This window comes from Pseudomonas sp. S2_E01 (assembly GCF_054668365.1).
Window position 1 is genome coordinate 2,122,537 of the sequence record NZ_CP162762.1, and the last position, 22,738, is coordinate 2,145,274.

The window sequence follows — 22,738 nt, forward strand, 5'->3', positions numbered from 1 at the left end:
ATGGTTGATTACATAGTCGTGGGTGGCGGTTCCACAGGCTGTACGCTCGCCGGTCGGTTGAGCGAAGACAGCGCGACGCAGGTGGTGTTGTTCGAAGAGGGGCCACGTGATCTCAGCCCTTATATCCATATCCCCGGCGCCTACTACAAAACCGCGCAGGGCGACCTGCTCAAGCGTTATCAATGGGAGCCCACCGGTTCGCAATCGCGCAGTGAGCCGCCAACCATGGTCCAGGCCAGGGTGCTCGGTGGTGGCAGCTCGGTCAATGCCATGATCTACATTCGCGGGGTACCCGAGGATTACGACGGCTGGGCGGAGCAGGGCGCGGTTGGCTGGTCTTATCAGGAGGTGCTTCCGTTCTTCAGGAAGGCAGAGAACAACGACACCTTCAATAATGAGGTGCATGGTACAGGCGGCCCGCTGGGGGTGTCTTACCCGCCCTATATCCACCCGTTGTCGAGGGTCTGGCTGCAGGCCTGCCAGGAATATGGCCTGCCTTACAATCCGGACTTCAACAGTGGCAAACCCGAAGGGTGCGGCTTCTACCAGATCACGTCGCGCAACGGCGTGCGCAGCAGCGCGGCAGCCGCTTATATCCGTCCCGCCCGTGGTCGCAAGAATCTGTCGGTCAGGACCGGATGCAAGGTCGAGAAGATCCTGTTCGAAGGCCATGTGGCCAAGGGCGTCGTCTACACCGAAAAGGGCGTGCGTAAGGAACTGTACGCCAACAAGGAAATCATCCTTTCGGCGGGCGCCATTGCCACGCCGCAACTGCTGATGGTATCGGGCATCGGACCCGCCAGGCACCTCGAGCAGCAGGGCGTCAGTGTCGTCAAGGACCTGCCTGGCGTGGGCCAGAACCTGCAGGACCACATCGAGATATCGATGGTCTACGAGCTGACCGGTCCGCACAGCTACGACAAGTACAAAAAACCGTTGTGGAAGGCCGCGGCGGGCTTGCAGTACGGTCTGTTTCGCAACGGCCCGGCGGCGTCCAACCTGATCGAGGCGGGCGCATTCTGGTGGGGGCAGAAGGAAGAAACGACACCGGATATCCAGTACTTCATGGTGGTCGGCGCGGGAATCGAAGAGGGCGTCGATTCAGTGCCCGGCGGCAATGGCTGTACGATCAACTTCGGTCAGATCCGGCCCAGGTCCCGAGGATTTGTCGAGCTCAACGGTCGCTCCATGGACCAGCCGCCGAGAGTCGTCCCCAACTACTTCGCCGATCCGTACGACCTGGATGCGCTGGTGGAGGGCTTCCGGATCGCCGACCAGATCATGGAGCAGTCGGTATTCAAACCTTACATCGCGCGCCGTCACGTACCGGCGCCACAGGTGAAAAACCGTGAGGAAATCGCGCAGTTCTGTGAAGAGATAGCCCACGCCGCGCTTCATCCTTCGGGCACGTGCCGAATGGGCACCGATGCGCACGCGGTGGTTTCGCCAGAGCTGCGCGTGCACGGCATCGAGCGCCTGCGCGTTGCCGACGCGTCCATCATGCCGACCCTGGTCTCGGGCAACCCGAATTCGGTGTGCATCATGATCGGCGAAAAACTCGCGGACATGATCCGGCGCAATCCGTAGCCAGTCACGCGCAGGGGGCGAGTGCATCGCCCTCATCACCCTGCTGACTCCAAACATCAATAATATCGAGGTAGCTGCCGTGGCGTTGTCCATCCGAGCCAGGATCGTCCTGCTTGCCGGTGTCTGTTTGCTGGCGGTCATCGTGTCTGTCGAATTCTTCAATATCCGTCAGGCGTATCAGAACAACGCCCTGGTTTCCGAAGCCAGCCAGCGCATGCTGGGTGACTCGGTGGCGGCCTTGCTGCTCGCCAGAGCGGGCGAGCAGGGGCGCTCCTTCGCCCTGCAGTTCAGCGCCAAAATGGCCACGGTGGTCTCCCTGGCTGAGCAGGTCTCGACCCTGCGCGCGATTTCCATACGTCGCGCAGGCCAGGCGCAAGACCTGCGAGACGATATCGGGCGTTTCGTCCAGGCGGCCTATACCCAGCACCCCGATGCACAACAGCTGTGGATTGCGTTCGAGCCGAACCTTCTGGACGGCCAGGATCAACGGTTCATCAATGATGCCAGGCATGGCAGTAACGAGAAGGGGCGCTATGGCGTCAACTGGAACCTGCAAGGTCAATCAGAGCTGGCCTATCCCATCGCCGACTCGGACTTCACCCAGGATGCCCCCGGCCCGACCGGCGAGCCCCTCAACAGTTGGTATCTGTGCACCCGGGACAGCGCCAAACCCTGCCTGAAAGATCCCTACACGGACCTCAATGCCAGGAATCAACCGCTGTTGACGGCCCTGTCGGTGCCCGTCATGGACGGTGAAAAGCTGCTCGGAGTGGCCGGCATGGACATCCCGCTGGCCACGTTGCAGGATGAAATCGAGAAGGCCCAGGCCGGTCTGTTTGGCGGCGCTGGGCGGACCTCCATCATTTCCCCCAGCGGCACGTACGCCGCCAGCGGAAAATTCCCCGAAGCGTTGGGTAAGCCCATCAGGGCATTCCTGGGGGACGACAGCGAAAAAGTGATGCAGGCCATTCGTTCCGGCCAACCGGCGGTCATCGAGTTTTCCGGTGAGGTCCATGCCATTTACCCCGTGCAGCCTGTGGAAGGTGTGGCGAACTGGGGCGTCATCGTCGATTTGCCACGCGAGGTGCTGCTGGCCGACGCCGTGGCGCTTGGCCGTCAACTGCAGTCCAGCCAGCGAGACGCCGTGTTGGTCAGTGTCGGTGTTGCCGTGGTCGCGGCACTGCTGGGGTTGCTGCTCATTGGGTTCAGTGCAGGCAGCGTCACTCGACCAATCGATGAGGTCGCGGCCCGGCTGCGCGAAATCGCCACGGGGGACGGCGACTTGCGCAGCCGATTGGGTTACGCCCGACGTGACGAACTGGGCAACCTGACTGCCTGGTTCAATCGGTTCCTGGACAAGCTTCAGCCAACGGTGGCCTCTCTCAAGGAGAGCGTGGTCACTGCGCGCAGTAATGCCTCGCAAACCGCCGACATCGCCCGTCAGACCAGCAACGGCATGCAAGTCCAGTTTCGCGAGATTGACCTGGTCGCCACGGCCTCCAACGAGATGAGCCTGACCGCCCATGAAGTGTCCCGAAACGCCACCGGCGCTGCGGGGGCCGCGCAAGAGGCAGACCGCTCGGCGCAGGCCGGAAGGCTGATCATCCAGAGAAGCACGGACTCGATTTCGGCGCTTTCGCAGGAGCTCGAACGAGCCGAACAGCAGGTGGACCGACTCGCCCAGGGCAGCGATCAGATTGGCAGCGTGCTGGAGGTGATCCGCTCCATTGCCGAGCAGACCAATCTGCTCGCGTTGAACGCGGCCATTGAAGCGGCCCGTGCGGGGGAAAGCGGTCGAGGGTTTGCGGTGGTCGCCGATGAAGTCCGGGGTCTGGCTCAACGGACACAACGATCGGTGGAAGAAATCCGTCAAGTGATCGAGCAGCTTCAGGGCGGGACCCAGGCCGTTGTTGCCGGCATGCACAGCAGCCGGGGCAGGGCTCAGGAAAGCGTCGATGCCTTCGAATCGGCGGTGCAGGTGCTGGACAGCATCGGGCAATCGATTTCCACGATCACGGAAATGAACCTGCACATTGCCAGCGCGGCTGAAGAGCAGAGCGCCGTTGCAGAGGAGCTCAATCGCAATGTCGTGGCAATCCGCACCGTCACCGAGGCCTTGACCGATCAGGCAGATGACTCGGCGCGTGCAGCGGCGCAACTCAACGAACTGACGCAGGAGCAACTGGCGTTGGTAACCCAATTCAAAGTGTGATGACCCATACAAGGTGGTGGCTATGCGCATAGAGCAACTGACAGTCAAAGGTGAGGGTAACGGTTCGGCACAGTTGGAGGCACACGCCGTCGTGCTGAACGCCGGGCCGCAGACCGATTGGTTTTTTCATCCGGCGGGGGCGTCGCGGCGAGACAATGTCATTGCCGCATCCATGACGATTGAAGACGCCGTTTTCACCCTGTCTGCCAAGGTCCGCGTGAGCTTTTCATCCGCGTTCGATGCCGGTGCCCTGTTTGTCCAGGTCGATGAAGACAACTGGGCAAAGCTGGCGTTCGAGCAATCCGGAGCCGGTCTGCCGACCGTGGTCAGCGTGATTACCCGAGGGGTCTCGGATGACGCAGATGGGCCGTCGATCGACAGCGACACGGTGTGGCTGCGGGTGCACTGCGACGGTCAGACGCTGGCCTTCCACTTTTCCGTGGACGGCGTCTATTGGCGGTTCCTGCGCTGGTTTACGCTCCCCGGGATCGCGCTCAGGCCCTTGCGAATCGGCTTCGGCGCCCAGGCGCCGACCGGCGAAGGGTGCGTGGCGCGGTTTACGGACATCGGTTGGAGCTTGCAACCGATCGTGGATTTTCGAGATGGGAGCTAGCACAGCGCCAGGCCGGGGCGGCGTTGCCTCTTCAGGAGGGGGCATCGCTCCACTTGCATCAGCCGCATCGCTACCAGACACCGCGTGCCTTTCTGGCCACCATCTGGATGACTTTATTGGCGAGTTGGACCGCTACCGACCTGGCCCGCTTCTTTGCGATCCAGCAGTGGCCGGGTTACTGATTATGCCTTTCGTAAGGTCCCGAAAAAACGCATTGCAATCAGTGTTTTAGGCTGGCTGCCATTGGATAAAGCCGCTTTTGACCTGTTCACTGATCAAGTCCGCCAGTGTTCGCACAGGTTCGGTGAGGCTTCGGCGAGAGCGATGTATCAACCCGATATCACGGTGAAAAGTGTGCATCCCCAGGTCGAGTGCGCGGACACCTGCTGGCCATTCCGGATGGGGCGTAGTTTGTAGTACCAGCGCAACGCCCACGTTGTTTTCGACCAGTTTGATGATTGCCTCAAGTTCATCCAGTTCGCAGACCTCATGCAGGGTGAGGTGCATCTGACGCAGAAACCGGTCGACTTGCCTGCCGCCAAATGATGATCGGTCATATCGAATGAACGGCTGGCTGCAAAGCAGTTCCGACCAGTCGTTTCCCGGCATTTCGCGCGGCACGATCAGACGGTAGGGTTCAAGCGCCAGATTCGTCCAGCGAAGATCACTCTGGAGTGAGAAGGGTGGGCGAATGATGGCGGCCATGTCGATCTCGCCTGCATCTACCAGGTTCACTAACTCCATTGATAAGCCCGGGACGACACGCGTGCGGCATTGGGGGCATCGTTGGTGGAACCTGGCCAGTGCGTCTGGCAAATAGGAGCGCTGCACGGACGCGATAGCGCCGATGTTCACCAGCACGCTTGCAGGTTGCCCCACCGTCGTAGAGCCCAGATTGTCATAGAGCCTGAGCAACTCCTGTGCTTGCAGGAGTATCTGGTGGCCCATTTTATTGAGATGTGCCGTGCGTCCTTTTCTGTCGAAAACCTCGAAGCCTAGCTCAGCCTCCAGGCGCTGAATCTGCGCGCTCACGGCAGCCTGCGTGAGGCCGATCTTGTTGCCGGCAGCGGCAAATGTGCCTTCGCGGGCTACAGCGATGAGTGTCTTGAGTTCTTTGATCATTCACAAATATTAGTTGTGTTTCTAAGAAATATATATTGATTTTTCTGTTTGGTTTTCCGTCCTACGATGTTCCCCATCCCCTGCAACGGCTGAATCCAAAGAGCCAATGACGGTGGGGACGGTCACCAACCAACAAAAAATATTACTGGAGTTCTGATGAGCCTCTCGCCATTCCACCTCGCAATCCCTGTTTACAACCTGGCCTCAGCGCGGACGTTCTACGCAGAAGTCTTCGGTCTTGAAGAAGGGCGTTCCAGCACTCAGTGGGTCGATTTCGATTTTTATGGCCACCAACTCGTGATTCACGAGCACCCCAAAACTGCTTCTCAAGAGAGCGTCCACAGCAATCCGGTCGATGGTCACGATGTTCCTGTTCCACACTTCGGCATCATCCTGGCGTGGGAGCAATGGGAGGCACTGGCTGAGCGTTTGAAGTCGTTTGGCACCGAGTTTGTGATCGAGCCGTACATTCGTTTCAAAGGTCAGGTTGGCGAGCAAGCCACGATGTTCCTGTTTGATCCATGTGGCAACGCCCTTGAATTCAAGGCTTTCAAGGATATGAGCCAGCTCTTCGCGAAGTAAAACACTCATGGCACAACACCGTTGTGTCATTTGATCTCAAGTGAGCTGGAAGCTCATGACTCTAGCAACTGCCAACAGAGCAGACCTTTCATTCCAACAAGAAGGCTAGACATGAAACGTATTCCCTTGGTGTGGCAAATCGTTGCCGGGCTGTTGCTTGGCGTGCTTGTCGGTTGGTACTTCAATACACATCCGCAATATCAAACATGGGTGAGCGCGGAGATCCTCAAGCCGCTCGGCGATATCTTCATCAAAATGATGAAGATGGTGGTTGTGCCGATCGTGTTCTGTTGCATGATTTTGGGCATAGCAGGCGGTGGTGACAGCAAATCGTTTGGTCGAATGGGTATGAAGTCGCTCGGTTATTTCTTTGCGATTACTGCGTTGGCCATCGTGATGGGGTTGTGTTTCGCGAATCTCTTCGAGCCAGGCACGGGTACCGATATTTCAGGCGTTTCGCATAGTTCTGCCTCTATCACCATCGAGCCTTCGAAAGGGGCCTTGGTCATTTTGCAGAACATTGTTCCAGACAATCTCATCGTCGCAATGTCGGAGGCGAAGTTGCTGTCGGTTCTGTTTTTCGCCGTGCTGTTCGGCCTGGCACTGAACGCTTTGCCGCACGAGAAAAGCGCCCCCGCAATCGCATTGGTCCAGAGTCTTTCGGACGCGATGTTCAGGGTTGTCTCCATTGTCATGGCTTATGCGCCGATCGGTGTGTTCGGCATGATCGGTGCCACGGTGGCAACCTTTGGTTTTACCTCGCTGCTTCCCTTGCTCAAGTTGATTGGCGTGGTGTACCTGGCGTTGATTGTTTTCGCTCTCGTGGTGCTAGGTGGTATTTGCTACTTGATTGGCGAAAACATTTTCAGATTGATCCGGTACTTCCGCAATGAGTTGATTTTGGCGTTTTCGAGTGCCGCGTCGGCAGCCGTCATGCCGCAATTGATGACCAAGCTGGAGAGCTACGGTGTACCCCGTCGGATAGTCAGTTTCGTGGTGCCGGTGGGTTATGCCTTCAATCTCGATGGTGCGTCGATTTTTCTCGGCGTCGCGACGATCTTTGTGGCGCAACTTTATGGAATCGACTTGTCGTTGTCTCAGCAAATCCTGTTGGTAGTGACGATGGTGCTGACCTCGAAAGGGGCAGCAGGGGTGCCGGGTTTTGCCATCATCATCTTGTCAGCCACCTTGGCGTCTGCCGGTCTTCCATTAGAGGGCGTGGCGTTGATCGCCGGCATTTTCAGAATTATTGACAGCGGCACCACCACGCTGAACGTATTGGGTAACGCCATCGCACCGCTGGTTATCGCCAAGTGGGAGAAGGTCAAACTGGAACCCTCACGGGCACATTCAGCGGCAAGGGCCTAGTCGTTCGCCAGGGCGGCAAGCGCCATCAAACCTGGAGGGGCTGGTCGTCGGTCAGGTCCTGAAGACAGTGACCAGACGACCGGTCTATTGATTTGGAGATTTTATGTCTGATAGCGCTTTTGACACCGATCTTTTTTCGCCCATGCGCATGGGGGCGCTTCAATTGGCCAACCGAATTGTCATGGCTCCCGTGACACGTAGCCGGATGGCCGAAGACGGTGTACCGAATGAAATGCATGCGACTTATTACGCCCAGCGCGCCAGTGCAGGTTTGATCATTGCCGAAGCAACGAACATCTCTGCACAGGGACGAGGTTATGCAATGACTCCGGGCATCTGGTCGCAAGAGCAGGTTGCTGGATGGAAAAAAGTCACCGATGCGGTGCATGCGGCGGGCGGCAAAATCGTTAGCCAGTTGTGGCATGTAGGGCGCTTTTCCAGTGTCGAGTTACAGCCCAACGGCGACGCGCCAGTGGCGCCCTCGGCAATCAAGGCTGAAGGCTGCACGTACACTGGAAAAGGCTTTGTCGAGGTGTCGATGCCTCGCGCGCTGCAGACCTCGGAAATTCCAGGCATCATCGAGCAGTACAAGATCGCCGCAGAGAATGCCAAGCAGGCAGGTTTTGATGGCGTGGAAGTCCATTCCGCCAACAGCTATCTGCTCGATCAGTTCCTGCGCGACTCCACCAATCAGCGTACTGACCAATACGGCGGTTCCATTGAGAACCGGGCTCGACTGACATTGGAAGTCACCCGAGCCGTGATTGCGATCTGGGGTGGCGAGCGTGTTGGGATCCGGCTTTCCCCCGTGACACCTGATGCCGGTAACACGCCGCCCGACAGCAATGTCATGGCGACTTACGGTTACCTGATTCAGCAACTCAACAAATTCGATCTGGCCTACCTGCATTTCGTTGAAGGTGCCACGGCGACATCCCGCAGTGTTCCCGAAGGCGTGGCCCTGGACGCGCTGAGCGCGCAGTTCGAAGGCGTATTCATTGGCAACAACAACTACGACCTGGAGATGGCACTAGAGCGCCGCGCTCAGCGCCGGATTGATGCGGTGGCGTTTGGTCGTTTGTTTATCTCCAACCCCGACCTCGTGGAGCGTCTGCGTCGCGGTATCGAGCTAACCATCGCGCCCCGCGACAGTTACTACGGCGGCGGCGCCAAAGGTTACATCGATTGGCCAACCGCAGACCTTTGAATGGCAAATTCCTGCGTCAAGTGTGGCGCAGGATAGCCCGTTCCTTTCAGGAGTCGTGACTGTCAGTCATAACACCCCGTAAACAGCTTCGCTAATCTATTCACTGAGGAATACATCATGTCCGATCCAACTTACGTTCAGGAATACAAGGCAATCGTCGACGTATTGAACCAGTACAACGAAGGTGGCGCAAAGGCCGACAGTGCTCTGATGAAGCCCGCTTTCAACGCGCAGGCGACGATGTTTGGCGTTGACGGTGACAAGCTCGTTGGCGGCGCGATTCAGAATCTGTACGACGTCATCGACAACGCCTTCCGCCCATCCCCCGAGGCCAGCGCGGCAATCGTGCGTATTGATATCGTCGGCACCGCAGCCAGTGCCCGGGTCGACACCGACAACGTATCCGGATTTCGCTTCACCGACTTCTTCAACCTGCTGAAGGTTGAGGGGAAGTGGACGATCGTCAGCAAGATTTACCACACCCATCCAAGTGCGTGATCCCGCGAGCGCGCCTGATCAGACGCGCTCCAACTCGCTTTCATCGCAGCAAAGGCATAATTATTCAAATGAGGGCTTCCGGCCGATACCTGCCCGAGGACAGGCCCCATGTCAATCCGCTCTACGCTCTGACTGCTGACTTGTACCCTCGCTGATCCAGTAAGTACCTCATTTTATTTCAACAAAATCTATTGTCGCCAAGGTGGTTGCGGCCGGAACTGATCCTGTAGGTGACGCAGAAAATTGACCGTTCGCGCGGGCAACCCCTCGCGTTGATGCGTCAGCGCAACAACATTGACATCCGGCAGTTTCCAACCAGGCAGTAGCCGTATCAACGTCCCCTCTGCCAAAGCATCGGCAACATCCCATTCGGAACGCATGATGATGCCGTGCCCTTCGCACGCCCATTGCCGAATGACACTTCCATCGTTGCAGCTCATCGCTGGGCGGATGCGCACACTGAGTGTTTTGTGCGCGCGCGTGAAATGCCAGAGGGTGACGTCTTCGTTGTTTTCCCGCAATGCAAGGCAGGGCAAGGTAGCCAACTGGTCGGGATGTTCCGGCAGGCCATGGCGCTCAACAAACGCGGGTGAGGCGCATACGTAGCGACGGTTGGGGGCAATGGAATGGCCGACCAGGTTGGAGGCGCGCAGTTCGCCAATATGGATAACGACGTCAAATCGATCAGTCGCCTCAACCATCGGCTGTTCGGACAAACTCAATGCTATTTCAACATCCGGATGCAGACGCTGGAAAGTTGCCACCGCGGGTGCCACGTGCACGCGCCCAAACCCGAACGGTGCATTGACTTTCAGTTTGCCAATGAAGCCACTGCGTCGCTCACGCAGATCCGCCAGCAGCGTATCGAACTGCTCGACCAGCCCTGCACCCTGCAGACACAAGAACTCGCCCTCATCGGTAAAACGCAGTTGCCGGGCTGACCGATCCAGCAATCGAATCGACAGTTTTTTCTCCATTTGCTGAAGTCGCTGGGTCACGGCCGAGGGCGTCAGACCCAGCTTGCGTGATGCGGCCAACAAACTGTCACTTTCCCGGACGACCAGGAGAAAGCGGATATCAAATGCCTCATTCATTAAGAGTCACTGAATATTAGAATTAATATTATTAAATATTAATCTGAAGTCGGACGTTTAGACTAGCCCTATTCCAGGAGACCAGACATGTCCGCACTCACTCATATCGAAACTCATATCGACACTCCCGCTTTAATGCTCGATCGTGATCGACTCGATGCCAATATCCAACGGATGCGCAATAAGCTGGCAGCATTCAATGTGGTATTGCGTCCTCACGTAAAGACCCACAAATCGCTGGAAGTCACCGAGCGCCTGTTTGCAGGTGGGCGTGGGCCCATTACTGTTTCGACCCTGCGTGAGGCCGACTTCTTTTTCGACGCCGGGTTTACCGACATCTTGTATGGCGTTGGCATTGCGCCAAACAAATTCGCTCACGCCGCCACTTTGATCAGCAAAGGCGCGCAGCTCAAACTGGTACTCGATAATTTGGACACTGCCAGATTGTTGGCCGACTTTGCCCAAACGTCGGGTCATGTTTTTGAGGTCCTGCTGGAAATCGATTGCGACGGCCACCGCTCCGGTCTCGGCCCACAATCGGCGCTGTTGGTGGAAATCGCGCAATTGTTGAGCTCCAAAGGCGTCAAGCTCAGCGGCTTGATGACACACGCTGGCAAGTCCTACGACAGCCAGTCGATCGCTGAAATCGAGGCGTGCGCCCGGCAGGAACGCGCGGCGATTATCGAGGCCCGCCAAATGCTCGCCGCTGCGGGCTTCAACATGGCGATCATCAGCATCGGTTCGACACCCACGGCACTTTTTACCAAGGATTTAACCGGAATAACTGAAGTTCGTGCGGGGGTGTTCGCCTTCTTCGATCTGGTCATGGCGGGCTTGGGTGTCTGCGATGTGCAGGATATTGCGGTATCAGTTCTGACAACCGTCATTGGTCATCAGGCTGAGAAAGGCTGGATCATTACGGATGCGGGATGGATGGCACTTTCCCGCGATCGTGGTACCGCCCGGCAAGCGGTTGATCAGGGATATGGCGTCGTGTGTGACGCCGCCGGCCAACCCATTGGCGACCTGATCGTCATCTCCACGAATCAGGAACACGGAATCATTTCATCGCGGGCCGGAAAGCTTGAACCGGCGAGCTTGCTGCCGTTGGGTACGCTTCTGCGGATCTTGCCCAATCATGCCTGCGCCACGTCGGCGCAGCACGGTGGTTATCACGTGCTCGATGAGGAAGGCAGTCTCGGTTATTGGCCCCGTATCACGGGCTGGTAAATCATTCACCCGAATTCAAAACCTGATCGGTCAAGGTGGACATATGAAGTTGATCGCAGCAGCGAAACTGCCTGTGCCGGGCGGGCATTACTCACACGGTGCACTGGCAGGAAACCTTCTTTTCATTTCCGGCCAGTTGCCGTTTCCACCGGATGCTCAGGAGTTCCCTGAAGGGATAGAAGCACAAACTCGCCAGGCAATGGCCAATATGGAAACCGTGCTTCAGGCCGCTGGTGCGTCGCTGAATCATTTGGTCAGCGTGCAAATTTACATCGTGGATGTTGCCTATTGGCCGACCGTCAACCTGGTTTATTCAACGTTGATGGGCGCGCACCGTCCCGCAAGGGTGATGATCCCTTGTAGTCCGCTCCACTACGGGGCTTTGGTGGAAATCTCAGCAGTCGCTGAACTGACAGTTGGCTCCTCATTACAAACTCGGTGTGGTGACTAACTGTTCAGAAAAGTTGGAACGCATCGCGCTGTAAATTAGGCCGGCCTCAGACAATGCTCCGAGGCAACCAGAAAAACATCACAAAACAAAACACCGTCAACCCCACACAAAACCACATGAATCGTCGCTGCCGCCGCTCCCCAGCCCCGGCGGCGTGGACGGGCAGTGGCATGCCGCAATGGCCGCATTCGACCTCATGGTGTGCGTTGGCCTGTTGGCAATACAGGCACACAGGCTGGTCGCTCATTCGAATTGTTCCAGGCGGATGCGGTCGAGTATCGCGATCTGGCGGCCGTCCTGGGTGATGATGTTTTCATCGATCAAGCGGCGGATGATGCGCGAAAAGGTCTCCGGCTGGATCGACAGGTGCCCGGCAATGAGTTGCTTGGCCATCGGCAATTCAAAGCGGTCATCCACGGTCTGTTTGCGCACCAACTGCGTCAACAGGTAACGCACTACGCGGTGGGTGGCGTTTTTGAGTGACAGGGTTTCGATCTCGTTGACCCGCTGGTGCAACCGCACGCAGAGCTTGCCCAGCAGGGCAAAGGTCAGGCGGCTGTTGCTTTGCAGCAGGCGCATGTAGGTGCTGTTGGAGAGTCGATACAGCTGGGTAGGGCAGACGGCTTCCGCCGAGGCCACGTAGTTGGGGGTGTCCATCAGCATCATCGCTTCGGCAAAGGTCTGCCGATCGCCCAGCACTTCGAACACCTTCTCCTGCCCATCGGGTGTCAGTCGGTAGATCTTCACCGCGCCGGCAATCACGAAGTAGAACGAGTCCGCCGGCTCGCCCTGGCGGAACAGCGGTTCGCCCTTGTCGATACTCAGCAATTGGCTGGTGCTCATCAGTTCGTTCATCTGATCGTCGTTCAACGGTTCGAACAAGTGATGGCTGCGCAGAATCTGGTGGTGGACGCGGTGAAGGACCATGGAGGTTCATCCTGAAAAGGGAAAGTGAGTGGGTGATTCGCTCAGACGAGGCCCAACGAAAGGCTGCTGGCCACCGCCAGCACCGAGGTCAGCACCACAAACCAACCCAGTGGTTGAATGATCTTTTTCATGACGACTCCGCAGGCAATCAAAGGTAGAGGTTGCCCGTATTCAGCAAGACCCGGGCCATGCGCAATGTCCCTGTTTTTGCTGGACTTATTATTGATTGGGGTCAAAAACACCGCTGTTGAGCCGGTTAAAATAACCACAATTGGTCATTTTAACCGTGTCGTAATGACTCTATCGTGGCGTGAGTGCCCGTGTTGGCGGGCGATGGCAGTGGGCACAGCCCTTGCACTCTTGATTTGCGACAAAGGCGTTTGATTATTAATCCCTGATGATTGGACCCGGATTGTCCCAGGCGTTGCGTGTGAGCGCCGGGTAAAGCAGAGGAGTGGCTTCATGCAAGTTCTTGAGCGCAGTAAGGCGCTGGCGATTCCACCGTTATTGCGGTTGGCGTTTCGACCCTTTTTCCTCGGTGGCTGCCTGTTGGCATTGTTGGCGATTCCGTTGTGGCTGGCGGCCTTCAGCGGTTCGATCGTCAACTGGCAACCGGCCGGTGGCTGGTTGGGCTGGCATCGGCACGAATTGTTGTTCGGCTTCGGGTTGGCGATCATCGCCGGTTTCCTGCTGACGGCGGTCCAGACCTGGACCAGTCGCCCCGGCCTGAGCGGTCAGCCGCTGGCGGCTCTCGCAGTCGTATGGTTGTTGGCCCGCGTGGCCTGGCTGGTCAATGTGCCCTGGGCGTTGCTGGCAGTCCTCGAACTGGCGTTCCCGCTCGCCGTGGCAGCGCTGATGGGCTTCACCCTGTGGAAGGTGCGGCAGAAGCGCAACTACCCGATTGTCGCGGTCCTGTTGTTGCTGGCCGCCGCTGACGCCGTGTCCTTGTATGGACTGCTCGCCGGTCATGAAGGCTGGCAGCGCCAAGGCGTGCTGGGCGGCATCTGGCTGGTGGCCGCGATGATGGGCCTGATTGGTGGGCGGGTCATTCCGTTCTTCACCCAGCGCGGCCTGGGGCGCAAGGACGCCGTGGTGCCATGGGCGTGGCTGGATTGGTTGCTGCTGATCGGCTCGCCGCTGGTGGCGGTGTTGTACGCCGCCGGACCTGCGTTGTACGCCAATGTCTGGGTGGGTGTGCTGTTCGCCGTCCTCGGCGTCGGCCACTTGATTCGCCTGGTGCGCTGGCATGATCGTGGCTTGTGGCAGGTTCCGTTGCTGTGGTCGCTGCACCTGGCCTACGGCTGGTTGGCACTCGCCTGTCTGGGCATGGCGGCGTGGCACTTCGGCGCGCCCATCAATCCAAGCCTGGCGGTGCATTGCCTGACCATCGGTGCCATGGGCGGCCTGGTACTGGCAATGATCGCGCGGGTCAGTCTCGGCCACACCGGTCGCCCGCTGGAGCCACCACAGGGCATGACCCTGGCGTTCATTCTGCTCAACCTCGGTTGCCTGAGCCGTGTCGGCCTGGTGCTCTTGTTCCCCTTGGCGGCGCTGTGGATCGCGGGCGTGTGCTGGGCACTGGCCTTCGCGCTGTACACCTGGCGCTACGCGCCGATGCTGCTGCGCGCCCGGGTCGATGGGCATCCGGGTTAAACCCACGGAGGAACACCTTGATGTACCCCTTTCTATTGGTGACACACCTGCTGGCTGCCATCGCCTTTATCGGCACGCTGTTCTTCGAGGTGCTGATCTGGCACCAGGCGCGTCGGCAGGTGGTGGGACCAGCGAGCATGGCGAGCGCGGACCGGGCCATTGCCTTGCGCTCGCGCAAGGTGCTGCATGGCGTGGTGCTGTTGTTGTACGGCGCCGGCATCGGTATGGCGTGGCGATACCGCAGTGCGTTGATTCATCCGCTGGCCAGCAGCTTTGGTGCCTTGCTGAGCCTGAAGATCCTGCTCGCACTGAGCATCATCGGCCATTACCTGCTGCTGGCGTTCTGGCTGACCAAGGGACGCTTGAGCGACACCCGTGCCACCTGGATTCGTCGCAGCATCCTCGGGCACATGGTGCTGATCGTGATTCTCGCCAAGGCGATGTTCTATTGGCACGGTTGAGGCCTCCCGGCAAAAGAAACCCGCATCAACCGATGGCTGATGCGGGCTCGATACAGGTGGGGATCAGCGTGGGTTGAGGGCGTTGATGAACAACACGTTGTTTTCCAGGTGGATGTGCTGCATCAGGTCATCGCGGAACTCCAGCAGCCCGCGGTACAGGGCGCGCCAGGTGTTACAGGCATCGGCCGGCGGGGTGATGTTGTTGGTCAGGGCCAGCAGTTTTTCCAGCGACTCGCCATGTTGATCGTGTTCGAAACGCATCACCTGGATCGGCGGTGCAGCCTGCGGGCCGTAACCCTGTTGCAGCATCGGGAAGAGCACTTGTTCTTCCTTGAGCATGTGGCTTTCCAGTTCCTGTTGAAGGTCGTTCAGCAGGTCGGCCAGGCCGTTGGGGCAGGATGGGCGTGCACCGTGGACGTGTTCGACGCGTCGCGCCAGACGGATCAGTTCCGGCAGTTGCTCGCGGTGGCGGGCGTGGTAGCGAGTCAGCAGGTGGGCGATCAGTTCCTCGGGCGGTTCGTGGCGCCAGTCGTCGTGGGTTTCGCCCGCGTCTTGCAGGATGTGCAGCGCCTCGGCGATCACTACCGGGTCGAGCTCTTTGCTCAGGGCGGCTTCGCGCAGGCTTTTGTGGCCGCCGCAGCAGAAGTCCAGGTTGAAGGTGTGAAAAATCCGGGTGGCACCGGGAATGTCGCAGGCCAATTGGCCAAGGCTTTGTTCCAGCAGGTTAAGGCTCATCAGGGGTTCCTTGTTTCTGGTTCAAACGGTTCCCCGGGGATATTGCATTCGACGTGCCATAGTTAATTAGTTGAAAACTATGGGTTTATTTTTTGATGTGGTGATGCGCACCCTGAAAAAACAGGGTCAATCCCACCGTAGAGGGTGATTACTACCATGCTGCGTGAGAGCCTGGCGGCCGACCTGATCGTCGAGTTGCCCAATGCCGTACGGTTACAACGTCTGGTGCAGACCCTGCGTGAATATTTCCACAGTGGTGCCGTCGGTTTGCTGCGCCTGGACGAAGACAGCCTGCGTCCGGTGGCCACGGTGGGCCTTGTCCATGAAGCGTTGGGTCGGCGCTTTGTCATCGCCCAGCATCCACGTCTGGCGGCGATCATGGCCTCACGCGAGCCCACTTGGTTCGAGCCAGACAGTCGTCTGCCGGATCCTTACGACGGGCTGGTCGACCACCAGGTCGGCGAGTCGTTGTCGGTGCATGACTGCATGGGCGTGAGCCTGTACGTGGATGGCAAGGTCTGGGGCGCGATCACCCTCGATGCGTTACAGCCTGGCACTTTCGACAGCCGCGCGCGGGATGAACTCAAGCGCTGCACCCTGCAGATCGAAGCCGCGGTGCGGGTCACCCGCCTGGAGCAGGAAAACCGCAGCTTGCGCCTGTCCCGCAGCGATCCGCAGGACTTGCACAGGCCGGTCGATGACGGCGAGATCCTCGGACAAAGCGAGGTGATTGATCATTTGCTCAACGAACTGGATGTGCTGGCCGACTCCGATCTGCCTGTGTTGCTGTTGGGTGAGACCGGTGTCGGCAAGGAACTGTTCGCCCGTCGCCTGCATCGTTTGTCGCGGCGCAGCCACAAGCCCCTGATCCAGGTTAACTGCGCGGCGCTCCCGGAATCCCTGGCTGAAAGTGAATTGTTCGGTCACGTCAAAGGCGCATTTTCCGGTGCCACCAGTGACCGCGCAGGCCGCTTCGATGCGGCCAATGGCGGCACGCTGTTCCTGGATGAGGTCGGCGAATTGCCCTTGAGCGTGCAGGCCAAGTTGTTGCGCACGTTGCAGAACGGCGAGATCCAGCGCCTGGGTGCGGACAAGCCGTTGCACGTCGACGTGCGCATCATCGCGGCGACCAACCGCCACCTGCCCGACAGCATTCGCGATGGCCTGTTTCGCGCTGACCTGTACCACCGTCTCTCGGTGTACCCGGTGCCGATCCCGGCCCTGCGCGAACGCGGCAATGACGTGCTGATGCTGGCGGGGCATTTCCTCGAACTCAACCGCGCACGCCTGGGCCTGCGTGGCCTGCGCCTGTCGCCGGCGGCCGAACGCGCCTTGTTGGCGTACTCCTGGCCTGGCAACGTGCGCGAGCTGGAGCACGTGATCAGTCGTGCGGCATTGAAGGAGCTGAGTCGTGGAACCAGCCGTTCGTTGATCATCACCCTGGAGCCGCACGTGCTGGATCTCGACAGCGAGATGGTAGTGCCGGGAACGACCAGCGAGCCAGCCCAGGCGTTGGCGAACGATGCACCCTTCCAGGCCTTGAGCGATGCGGTGGATGACTGCCAGCGACAAAAAATCCTGCATTCCCTGCGCCTGGCCGATGACAACTGGGCTCGTGCCGCACGCATGCTGGAAGTCGATGCCAGCAACCTGCACAAGCTGGCCAAGCGTCTGGGGCTGAAATAAACGGCGGGTGTTGATGGCGATCAAGGTGGTTTGTCCCGGTGGCTCGCACACTGGGGTGAACACCACCGGAGATCACTGCCATGACGCTTTCCCTGGCGCAGATGCGCCGCAACTACACCTTGTTTGGCCTGCAGGACGAGCAGGCGCTGGACGACCCGCTGGCAATGTTCAGCCAATGGCTGCAACAGGCTCGGGACACCGAGCAGGCGCCGGTCGAAGCCAACAGCATGATGCTGGCCACCGTCGACAGTGAAGGGCGGCCGCATTGCCGGGTGTTGTTGCTCAAGGGGCTGAGCGACGAAGGCTTTACCTTTTTCGGCAACTACCAAAGCGACAAGGGCCGGCAACTGGCAGCCAACCCCTTTGCGGCCATGACGTTTTTCTGGCCAGGTCTGGAACGTCAGGTGCGCGTCGAAGGGCAAGTGTCGAAACTCGACCCGGCGCTCTCGGACGCCTACTTCAACAGTCGATCCGTCTCCAGCCGGCTTGGGGCTTGGGCCTCACCGCAAAGCCGTCCGCTGGCCAGTCGCGCCGCGCTGGATTCGCTGCTGGCGGACATCACCAAACGCTTCGTCGACGAGCCCGTTGTGCGCCCCGAGCATTGGGGCGGTTACTGCCTGCGTCCCGAGCGCCTGGAGTTCTGGCAGGGCCGTGCCGATCGCCTGCATGACCGCATCGATTACCGCCTGCACAACGGCCATTGGCGGCGGAATCGCCTGGCCCCCTGAGCCTGTTTTCCAGTCGAGGTATCTCTTTGGAGGAATAGGCCGGACCGTCATTGCGGTTCAGGCTTGCCACTATCATTTTCCATGGGAGGCTTGAACATGGCCCATCTGGCGCAACGCACTTTCGAACCTTTGAACATCGCGGTGCTGACCATCAGCGACACGCGCACCTTCGACACTGACACCTCTGGCCAGACCCTGGCCGATCTGCTGCAAGGCGCCGGGCACCTGTTGATCGACCGTGGCCTGGTCAAGGACGACATCTATCAGATCCGCGCCATCGTTTCGCGCTGGATCGCCGACCCCAAGGTGCAAGTCATCCTGATGACCGGCGGCACTGGCTTTACCGCCCGCGACAACACCCCCCAAGCGGTCTTGCCGTTGCTGGACAAACACGTGGAAGGTTTCGGAGAACTGTTCCGCCAGGTGTCGCTGGAAGAGATCGGTATGTCCAGCCTGCAATCGCGTGCCCTCGCCGGCATGAGCAACGGTGTACTGGTGTGCTGCGTACCGGGTTCTCCGGGTGCCTGCCGGACCGCCTGGAACAAGATCCTGGTGGAGCAACTGGACAGCCGCACCGGCCCGTGCAATTTCGCACCGCATTTGAAAGCGCAATCGCAACGAGTCATCGACGCCTGCGAGTCGCGCTCGTGAACGGCTGCGGGTGCGACCTTGGCCACTTGATGCCGGTGGACGACGCCATCGCGCATTTGCTCGAGCAGGTGCCGCCACCGCCACTGGCGCAAATGATCCCGCTGGAACAGGCCATGGGCCGCGTGCTGGCGGCAGACATTGTTTCGCCAGTCAACCTGCCGGCCTGGGACAACAGCGCCATGGACGGTTATGCGCTACGGGCTTCGGACTTGCCAGAGGAGGGTGGCTACCTGCTGGTGGGCGGACGCATCGCAGCGGGTGATCCGCCGGGGCCGACGTTGCGCGCCCAGCATGCGGTGCAGATTTTCACCGGTGCGCCCTTGCCCGAAGGCGCCGATACCGTGGTGCCTCAGGAACTGTGTCGTGTCGAGGGCGATGGTGTGTGGTTCCCGCCGGTGAGCCTGGGTGATCACGTGCGCAAGCAGGGCGAAGAAATCCGCCGTGGGGCGTTGTTGCTCAAGACCGGCAAACGCCTGCGCGCTCAGGAGCTGGGTTTGCTGGCCGGTGCCGGCGTGGCGCGGGTCGAAGTGTACCGGCCGCTGCAGGTGGGCTTGCTCAGCAGCGGCAACGAATTGCGTGAGCCTGGTGAGTTGCTGGCCCCTGGGCAGATCTACAACAGCAATCGCTACCTGCTCGCGGCGTTGTTGCGCGGCTGGGGCGTGGAAGTGCACGACTACGGGGTCATGGCTGACGACCTGCAGACCAGTCGACAAACCCTGAGCATGGTCGCGGCGCGCTGCGACCTGTTGTTGAGTTCCGGCGGCGTTTCCGTCGGTGAAGAGGACCACCTGAAAAAGGCGATCCAGGAACTGGGCAAGGTCAATTTCTGGCGTCTGGCCATTCAGCCCGGCAAGCCGCTGGCGTATGGCGAGGTGTTGGGCAAACCGTGGATCGGTATGCCGGGCAATCCGTCGGCGGCGTTGATTACTGCCATGGTCGTGGTGCGTCCATTTCTGCTGCGGGCGCAGGGCGTCAGCGAGGTGCTGCCGGTGCCATTGGCAGTGCCGGCCGGCTTCGACTGGCCCAAGCGCAACAAACGTCGCCAGTACCTGCGAGCGCGCCTGACCCCGGACGCCCAAGGCCGCTTGAGCGTGGAGCTGCATCCGCAGCAAAGCTCGGCCATGTTGACCGCCGCGTGCTGGGCCGAAGGGCTGGCGGTGATCGAGCGCGAGGCCCAGGTGCACAAGCACGACGAGGTGATGTTCCTGCCGTTCGCCAGCCTGACGCAGTAGGGGCAATTGATTGCCGTCAAGGTCGTTCCTGCCGGTCTGGCTAGACTGGCAGCGCCTTTTTACGCAGGTGCGGACCTCGTGCCACAAGCTATGTCGACGGTCCGCAGGCGTTTCTTCACGAGGATTACCCATGCAACTGGTCTGCCCGGCAGGGAACCTGCCTGCGCTGAAAGCGGCGGTGCGCCAAGGCGCCGATGCCGTGTACGTCGGCTTTCGCGATGACACCAACGCCCGGCATTTTGCGGGGCTGAACATGGACGACAAACAGTTCGACGCCGCTGTCGCCCACATCCACCAGCACCAGCGCAAAATCTACGTCGCGGTCAACACCTACCCGCAGCCCAAGGGCTGGGAACGTTGGCAGCGCGCGGTGGACCGTGCCGCCGATTTCGGTGTGGACGCGTTGATCGCCGCCGATCCGGGCGTGCTCAGTTACGCCAGCAAACGTCACCCGAACCTGAACCTGCACTTGTCTGTGCAGGGCTCGGCGACCAATGCCACCGCCCTGGCGTTTTATGCGCAGCGCTATGACATCCGCCGCGCCGTGCTGCCACGGGTATTGTCGCTGGCCCAGGTGCGCCAGGTGGCCGCGAGCAGTACGGTGCCGATCGAAGTCTTCGGTTTCGGCAGCCTGTGCATCATGGCTGAGGGGCGCTGCCATTTGTCGTCCTACATCACCGGCGAGTCGCCGAACCTCTGCGGCGTCTGCTCGCCGGCCAAGGCCGTGCGCTGGAGCGAAGACACCGATGGCTTGAGTGCCCGCCTGAGTGAAGTGTTGATCGACCGCTACACGCCCGACGAACCTGCCGGCTATCCGACCCTGTGCAAGGGCCGTTTTCTGGTCGACGGCAAGCGCTTCCATGCCCTTGAAGAACCCACCAGCCTCGACACCCTGGACTTGCTCCCGGAGCTCAACGCCATCGGCGTCGAAGCGGTGAAGATCGAGGGACGGCAGCGCAGCCCGGCCTATGTCGAGCAGGTCACCCGGGTCTGGCGGGCGGCGCTGGATGCTCACCGCACCGCACCGAGCAGTTTCCGGGTCAAGGAAGAATGGCGCAAGGTGCTGGCCGGCCTGTCCGAAGGCAGCCAGACCACCCTGGGTGCTTACCATCGATCATGGCAATGAGGGAGAGAACATGAAACTCAGCCTTGGACCGGTCCTGTTTTATTGGGACAAAGCGCAACTCGGCAACTTCTACGCCGAGATGTCTAGCCAGCCGCTGGACGTGATTTACCTGGGGGAAACCGTGTGCTCGAAGCGTCGGGCATTTTCCCTCGATCAGTGGTTGGGCCTGGGCCGCGAATTGCAGGAATGCAGCCAGGCGCAATTGGTGATGTCCAGCCTGACGCTGATCGAAGCGGCATCGGAACTGTCCAGCGTGCGTCGTCTGTGCGACAACGGCCAGTTGCTGGTAGAAGCCAATGACATGAGCGCGGTGCAGTTTCTCTCTGAACGCAAATTGCCCTTCGTGGGTGGCCCGGCGCTCAACTTGTACAACGGGCATTCGCTGGGGCAAATGCTCGACAGCGGCATGACCCGCTGGGTGCCGCCGGTGGAGTGTTCCGCCGTACTGATCCGCGACGTGATCGAGCAGGTGCGTGAACTCGGGCATGCGGTGCCGGAAGTGGAAATCTTCGCCTACGGGCACCTGCCATTGGCCTATTCGGCACGCTGCTTCACTGCACGGGCGGAAAACCGGCCAAAGGACGACTGCCAGTTCTGCTGCCTCAACTATCCAGACGGCATGGCGTTGACCAGCCAGGAAGGGCAGCCGTTGTTTACCCTCAACGGCATCCAGACCATGTCCGCGGAGGTCACCAACCTGCTGGCCGATTACTCGGGGCTGGTGGCCTGCGGCGCCGATCTGCTGCGCCTGAGCCCGCGTGCCCAGGGCATGACAGAGGTCATCGCGGCTTATCACAAGGTGCTCGGGGGTGAGGAGCCGCCGTTGTTCGTGGAGGGTTGCAACGGTTACTGGCACGGCCAGGCCGGCATGTTGCGCGTCGAGGAGGTGGGCCTGTGTTGAACCGCAAGAAGTGGTTGCTCAAGGGCGCTGACCGGCTGCTGCCATTGGTGCGTCGCGTGCCGTTCGTGGTGCAGCGGCTGGCATTGCAACAGGCGCTGAACCGCTGCCTGGCCGAGCCGTTGCGTGACGGACAGTTCGAAATGCTTCGCGGGCGCTGGCTGTGCCTGCGTATTCCGGACCTGGGCTTGTCCTGGTTCATGACGCTCAATCGCGAGGGCCTGCGCATCGCCGAACAGGCCCAAGCCCACGTAACCATCAGCGGCAACTGGCGCGAGTTCCTGTTGCTGGCCAGCCGCCAAGAAGATCCGGACACGCTGTTCTTCCGCCGACGCCTGGTGATCGAGGGCGATACCGAGCTGGGATTGGCGTTGAAGAACCTGATCGACAGCCTCGACCCGGATGTCTTGCCGGTGTGGCTGTGGCGCAACCTTGAGCGGGCGGGGAAGGGGTTGGCTACCCAGTAATCTCACCACCCCCTCCCAACTGTGGGCGCTCTCCGGTGGGAGCGAGCCTGCTCGCGATGGTCGTCAACGATAACGCTGGCAGCCTGACACCCCGCGGTGTTCGAGCCGCAATCGCGAGCGTGCTCGCTCCTGCAGAGGTACGCGCTCTCCGGTGGGAGCGAGCCTGCTCGCGATGGTCGTCAACGATAACGCTGGCAGCCTGACACCCTG

The 22,738-nt window shown here is 59.9% G+C and carries 23 protein-coding genes and 1 pseudogene; 19 read left to right on the plus strand and 5 right to left on the minus strand.

Going from position 1 to position 22,738, the window contains the following annotated elements; all coding sequences use genetic code 11:
• The 4 genes and pseudogenes from AB4O36_RS09695 (at window position 1) to AB4O36_RS09710 (ending at window position 4,412) form a co-directional block, all read left to right on the plus strand.
• The gene (locus AB4O36_RS09695; protein ID WP_460141590.1) at window positions 1–1,587 is read left to right on the plus strand and encodes a GMC family oxidoreductase; all 1,587 of its coding nucleotides are present in this window, start codon (window positions 1–3) and stop codon (window positions 1,585–1,587) included.
• Between the two features lie 958 nt (window positions 1,588–2,545).
• Window positions 2,546–2,941, plus strand: a pseudogene (locus AB4O36_RS09700) (HAMP domain-containing protein); the annotation flags it as partial.
• Window positions 2,942–3,043: 102 nt separating this feature from the next.
• Window positions 3,044–3,799, plus strand: coding sequence for a methyl-accepting chemotaxis protein (locus AB4O36_RS09705; RefSeq protein ID WP_460126668.1), 756 nt, complete (start codon window positions 3,044–3,046; stop codon window positions 3,797–3,799).
• A 22-nt stretch (window positions 3,800–3,821) separates the two neighbouring features.
• A complete protein-coding gene (locus tag AB4O36_RS09710) occupies window positions 3,822–4,412 on the plus strand; it encodes a DUF1349 domain-containing protein (RefSeq protein WP_460141591.1) in 591 nt (196 codons plus the stop codon).
• 228 nt (window positions 4,413–4,640) lie between these two features.
• Here the strand turns inward: AB4O36_RS09710 and AB4O36_RS09715 are convergent, their stop codons facing one another.
• The gene (locus AB4O36_RS09715; protein ID WP_460141592.1) at window positions 4,641–5,534 is read right to left on the minus strand and encodes a LysR family transcriptional regulator; all 894 of its coding nucleotides are present in this window, start codon (window positions 5,532–5,534) and stop codon (window positions 4,641–4,643) included.
• A 156-nt stretch (window positions 5,535–5,690) separates the two neighbouring features.
• On the opposite strand from AB4O36_RS09715, the gene AB4O36_RS09720 reads away from it, so the two are divergent.
• The 4 genes from AB4O36_RS09720 (at window position 5,691) to AB4O36_RS09735 (ending at window position 9,189) form a co-directional block, all read left to right on the plus strand.
• Window positions 5,691–6,116 (plus strand): VOC family protein, encoded by a 426-nt coding sequence (locus tag AB4O36_RS09720; protein WP_460141593.1) that lies wholly within the window; start codon window positions 5,691–5,693, stop codon window positions 6,114–6,116.
• 111 nt (window positions 6,117–6,227) lie between these two features.
• On the plus strand, window positions 6,228–7,484 hold the full coding sequence (locus AB4O36_RS09725) for a cation:dicarboxylate symporter family transporter (RefSeq protein WP_460141594.1): 1,257 nt from the start codon (window positions 6,228–6,230) through the stop codon (window positions 7,482–7,484).
• Window positions 7,485–7,587: 103 nt separating this feature from the next.
• Window positions 7,588–8,691, plus strand: a complete 1,104-nt coding sequence (locus AB4O36_RS09730) for an alkene reductase (RefSeq protein ID WP_460141595.1) — start codon at window positions 7,588–7,590, stop codon at window positions 8,689–8,691.
• Window positions 8,692–8,808: 117 nt separating this feature from the next.
• Window positions 8,809–9,189: a nuclear transport factor 2 family protein gene (locus AB4O36_RS09735; protein WP_460141596.1), complete on the plus strand. Its 381-nt coding sequence runs from the start codon at window positions 8,809–8,811 to the stop codon at window positions 9,187–9,189.
• A 188-nt stretch (window positions 9,190–9,377) separates the two neighbouring features.
• Here the strand turns inward: AB4O36_RS09735 and AB4O36_RS09740 are convergent, their stop codons facing one another.
• Window positions 9,378–10,283 (minus strand): LysR family transcriptional regulator, encoded by a 906-nt coding sequence (locus AB4O36_RS09740; protein WP_460141597.1) that lies wholly within the window; start codon window positions 10,281–10,283, stop codon window positions 9,378–9,380.
• 87 nt (window positions 10,284–10,370) lie between these two features.
• Here AB4O36_RS09740 and AB4O36_RS09745 point away from each other — a divergent pair, with 87 nt between their 5' ends.
• Window positions 10,371–11,513 carry an alanine racemase gene (locus AB4O36_RS09745; RefSeq protein ID WP_460141598.1) on the plus strand — a complete coding sequence of 381 codons (1,143 nt, stop codon included), beginning with the start codon at window positions 10,371–10,373 and terminating at the stop codon, window positions 11,511–11,513.
• A 43-nt stretch (window positions 11,514–11,556) separates the two neighbouring features.
• A complete protein-coding gene (locus AB4O36_RS09750; protein ID WP_460141599.1) occupies window positions 11,557–11,964 on the plus strand; it encodes a RidA family protein in 408 nt (135 codons plus the stop codon).
• Window positions 11,965–12,010: 46 nt separating this feature from the next.
• On the opposite strand, the gene AB4O36_RS09755 is transcribed toward AB4O36_RS09750, so the two are convergent.
• Both AB4O36_RS09755 and AB4O36_RS09760 read right to left on the minus strand, forming a co-directional pair.
• Complete coding sequence (locus AB4O36_RS09755) at window positions 12,011–12,211, minus strand: protein DnrP (RefSeq protein WP_460141600.1); 201 nt, start codon at window positions 12,209–12,211, stop codon at window positions 12,011–12,013.
• Window positions 12,208–12,891 carry a Crp/Fnr family transcriptional regulator gene (locus tag AB4O36_RS09760; RefSeq protein ID WP_460124138.1) on the minus strand — a complete coding sequence of 228 codons (684 nt, stop codon included), beginning with the start codon at window positions 12,889–12,891 and terminating at the stop codon, window positions 12,208–12,210. Before AB4O36_RS09760 ends, AB4O36_RS09755 begins: the two co-directional genes overlap by 4 nt.
• 462 nt (window positions 12,892–13,353) lie before the next feature.
• Here AB4O36_RS09760 and AB4O36_RS09765 point away from each other — a divergent pair, with 462 nt between their 5' ends.
• Complete coding sequence (locus tag AB4O36_RS09765) at window positions 13,354–14,544, plus strand: NnrS family protein (protein WP_460141601.1); 1,191 nt, start codon at window positions 13,354–13,356, stop codon at window positions 14,542–14,544.
• Window positions 14,545–14,564: 20 nt separating this feature from the next.
• Window positions 14,565–15,005, plus strand: a complete 441-nt coding sequence (locus AB4O36_RS09770; RefSeq protein WP_460141602.1) for a hypothetical protein — start codon at window positions 14,565–14,567, stop codon at window positions 15,003–15,005.
• 63 nt (window positions 15,006–15,068) lie between these two features.
• On the opposite strand, the gene ytfE is transcribed toward AB4O36_RS09770, so the two are convergent.
• On the minus strand, window positions 15,069–15,740 hold the full coding sequence (gene ytfE / locus AB4O36_RS09775) for an iron-sulfur cluster repair protein YtfE (RefSeq protein ID WP_460141603.1): 672 nt from the start codon (window positions 15,738–15,740) through the stop codon (window positions 15,069–15,071).
• Between the two features lie 156 nt (window positions 15,741–15,896).
• Between ytfE and norR the strand changes: the two genes are divergently transcribed.
• From norR to ubiT, 7 genes are all read left to right on the plus strand, one after another.
• Window positions 15,897–17,426, plus strand: a complete 1,530-nt coding sequence (gene norR / locus AB4O36_RS09780; protein WP_460141604.1) for a nitric oxide reductase transcriptional regulator NorR — start codon at window positions 15,897–15,899, stop codon at window positions 17,424–17,426.
• An 80-nt stretch (window positions 17,427–17,506) separates the two neighbouring features.
• On the plus strand, window positions 17,507–18,154 hold the full coding sequence (pdxH, locus tag AB4O36_RS09785; RefSeq protein WP_460141605.1) for a pyridoxamine 5'-phosphate oxidase: 648 nt from the start codon (window positions 17,507–17,509) through the stop codon (window positions 18,152–18,154).
• A 96-nt stretch (window positions 18,155–18,250) separates the two neighbouring features.
• Window positions 18,251–18,805, plus strand: a complete 555-nt coding sequence (moaB, locus tag AB4O36_RS09790; RefSeq protein ID WP_460124156.1) for a molybdenum cofactor biosynthesis protein B — start codon at window positions 18,251–18,253, stop codon at window positions 18,803–18,805.
• On the plus strand, window positions 18,802–20,037 hold the full coding sequence (locus tag AB4O36_RS09795) for a molybdopterin molybdotransferase MoeA (RefSeq protein ID WP_460141606.1): 1,236 nt from the start codon (window positions 18,802–18,804) through the stop codon (window positions 20,035–20,037). The genes moaB and AB4O36_RS09795 overlap by 4 nt, the downstream gene beginning before the upstream one ends.
• 130 nt (window positions 20,038–20,167) lie before the next feature.
• The gene (gene ubiU / locus AB4O36_RS09800) at window positions 20,168–21,163 is read left to right on the plus strand and encodes a ubiquinone anaerobic biosynthesis protein UbiU (RefSeq protein WP_460124162.1); all 996 of its coding nucleotides are present in this window, start codon (window positions 20,168–20,170) and stop codon (window positions 21,161–21,163) included.
• Between the two features lie 10 nt (window positions 21,164–21,173).
• On the plus strand, window positions 21,174–22,064 hold the full coding sequence (locus tag AB4O36_RS09805; protein WP_460141607.1) for a U32 family peptidase: 891 nt from the start codon (window positions 21,174–21,176) through the stop codon (window positions 22,062–22,064).
• Window positions 22,058–22,528: a ubiquinone anaerobic biosynthesis accessory factor UbiT gene (ubiT, locus tag AB4O36_RS09810; protein ID WP_460124168.1), complete on the plus strand. Its 471-nt coding sequence runs from the start codon at window positions 22,058–22,060 to the stop codon at window positions 22,526–22,528. Before AB4O36_RS09805 ends, ubiT begins: the two co-directional genes overlap by 7 nt.
• The last annotated feature ends 210 nt before the right edge of the window (window positions 22,529–22,738 follow it).

What these genes read in the sequence shown, in the direction of transcription:
- AB4O36_RS09695 (WP_460141590.1), top strand. Translation starts at nt 1, where the DNA reads ATGGTTGATTACATAGTCGTGGGTGGCGGTTCCACAGGCTGTACGCTC.
- norR (WP_460141604.1), top strand. Translation starts at nt 15,897, where the DNA reads ATGCTGCGTGAGAGCCTGGCGGCCGACCTGATCGTCGAGTTGCCCAAT.
- AB4O36_RS09770 (WP_460141602.1), top strand. Translation starts at nt 14,565, where the DNA reads ATGTACCCCTTTCTATTGGTGACACACCTGCTGGCTGCCATCGCCTTT.
- AB4O36_RS09745 (WP_460141598.1), top strand. Translation starts at nt 10,371, where the DNA reads ATGTCCGCACTCACTCATATCGAAACTCATATCGACACTCCCGCTTTA.
- ubiU (WP_460124162.1), top strand. Translation starts at nt 20,168, where the DNA reads ATGCAACTGGTCTGCCCGGCAGGGAACCTGCCTGCGCTGAAAGCGGCG.
- ytfE (WP_460141603.1), bottom strand. Translation starts at nt 15,740, where the DNA reads ATGAGCCTTAACCTGCTGGAACAAAGCCTTGGCCAATTGGCCTGCGAC.
- AB4O36_RS09765 (WP_460141601.1), top strand. Translation starts at nt 13,354, where the DNA reads ATGCAAGTTCTTGAGCGCAGTAAGGCGCTGGCGATTCCACCGTTATTG.
- AB4O36_RS09725 (WP_460141594.1), top strand. Translation starts at nt 6,228, where the DNA reads ATGAAACGTATTCCCTTGGTGTGGCAAATCGTTGCCGGGCTGTTGCTT.
- AB4O36_RS09760 (WP_460124138.1), bottom strand. Translation starts at nt 12,891, where the DNA reads ATGGTCCTTCACCGCGTCCACCACCAGATTCTGCGCAGCCATCACTTG.
- AB4O36_RS09750 (WP_460141599.1), top strand. Translation starts at nt 11,557, where the DNA reads ATGAAGTTGATCGCAGCAGCGAAACTGCCTGTGCCGGGCGGGCATTAC.
- AB4O36_RS09705 (WP_460126668.1), top strand. Translation starts at nt 3,044, where the DNA reads ATGCAAGTCCAGTTTCGCGAGATTGACCTGGTCGCCACGGCCTCCAAC.
- AB4O36_RS09710 (WP_460141591.1), top strand. Translation starts at nt 3,822, where the DNA reads ATGCGCATAGAGCAACTGACAGTCAAAGGTGAGGGTAACGGTTCGGCA.
- pdxH (WP_460141605.1), top strand. Translation starts at nt 17,507, where the DNA reads ATGACGCTTTCCCTGGCGCAGATGCGCCGCAACTACACCTTGTTTGGC.
- AB4O36_RS09720 (WP_460141593.1), top strand. Translation starts at nt 5,691, where the DNA reads ATGAGCCTCTCGCCATTCCACCTCGCAATCCCTGTTTACAACCTGGCC.
- AB4O36_RS09715 (WP_460141592.1), bottom strand. Translation starts at nt 5,534, where the DNA reads ATGATCAAAGAACTCAAGACACTCATCGCTGTAGCCCGCGAAGGCACA.
- AB4O36_RS09735 (WP_460141596.1), top strand. Translation starts at nt 8,809, where the DNA reads ATGTCCGATCCAACTTACGTTCAGGAATACAAGGCAATCGTCGACGTA.
- AB4O36_RS09805 (WP_460141607.1), top strand. Translation starts at nt 21,174, where the DNA reads ATGAAACTCAGCCTTGGACCGGTCCTGTTTTATTGGGACAAAGCGCAA.
- AB4O36_RS09755 (WP_460141600.1), bottom strand. Translation starts at nt 12,211, where the DNA reads ATGAGCGACCAGCCTGTGTGCCTGTATTGCCAACAGGCCAACGCACAC.
- AB4O36_RS09740 (WP_460141597.1), bottom strand. Translation starts at nt 10,283, where the DNA reads ATGAATGAGGCATTTGATATCCGCTTTCTCCTGGTCGTCCGGGAAAGT.
- AB4O36_RS09730 (WP_460141595.1), top strand. Translation starts at nt 7,588, where the DNA reads ATGTCTGATAGCGCTTTTGACACCGATCTTTTTTCGCCCATGCGCATG.
- moaB (WP_460124156.1), top strand. Translation starts at nt 18,251, where the DNA reads ATGGCCCATCTGGCGCAACGCACTTTCGAACCTTTGAACATCGCGGTG.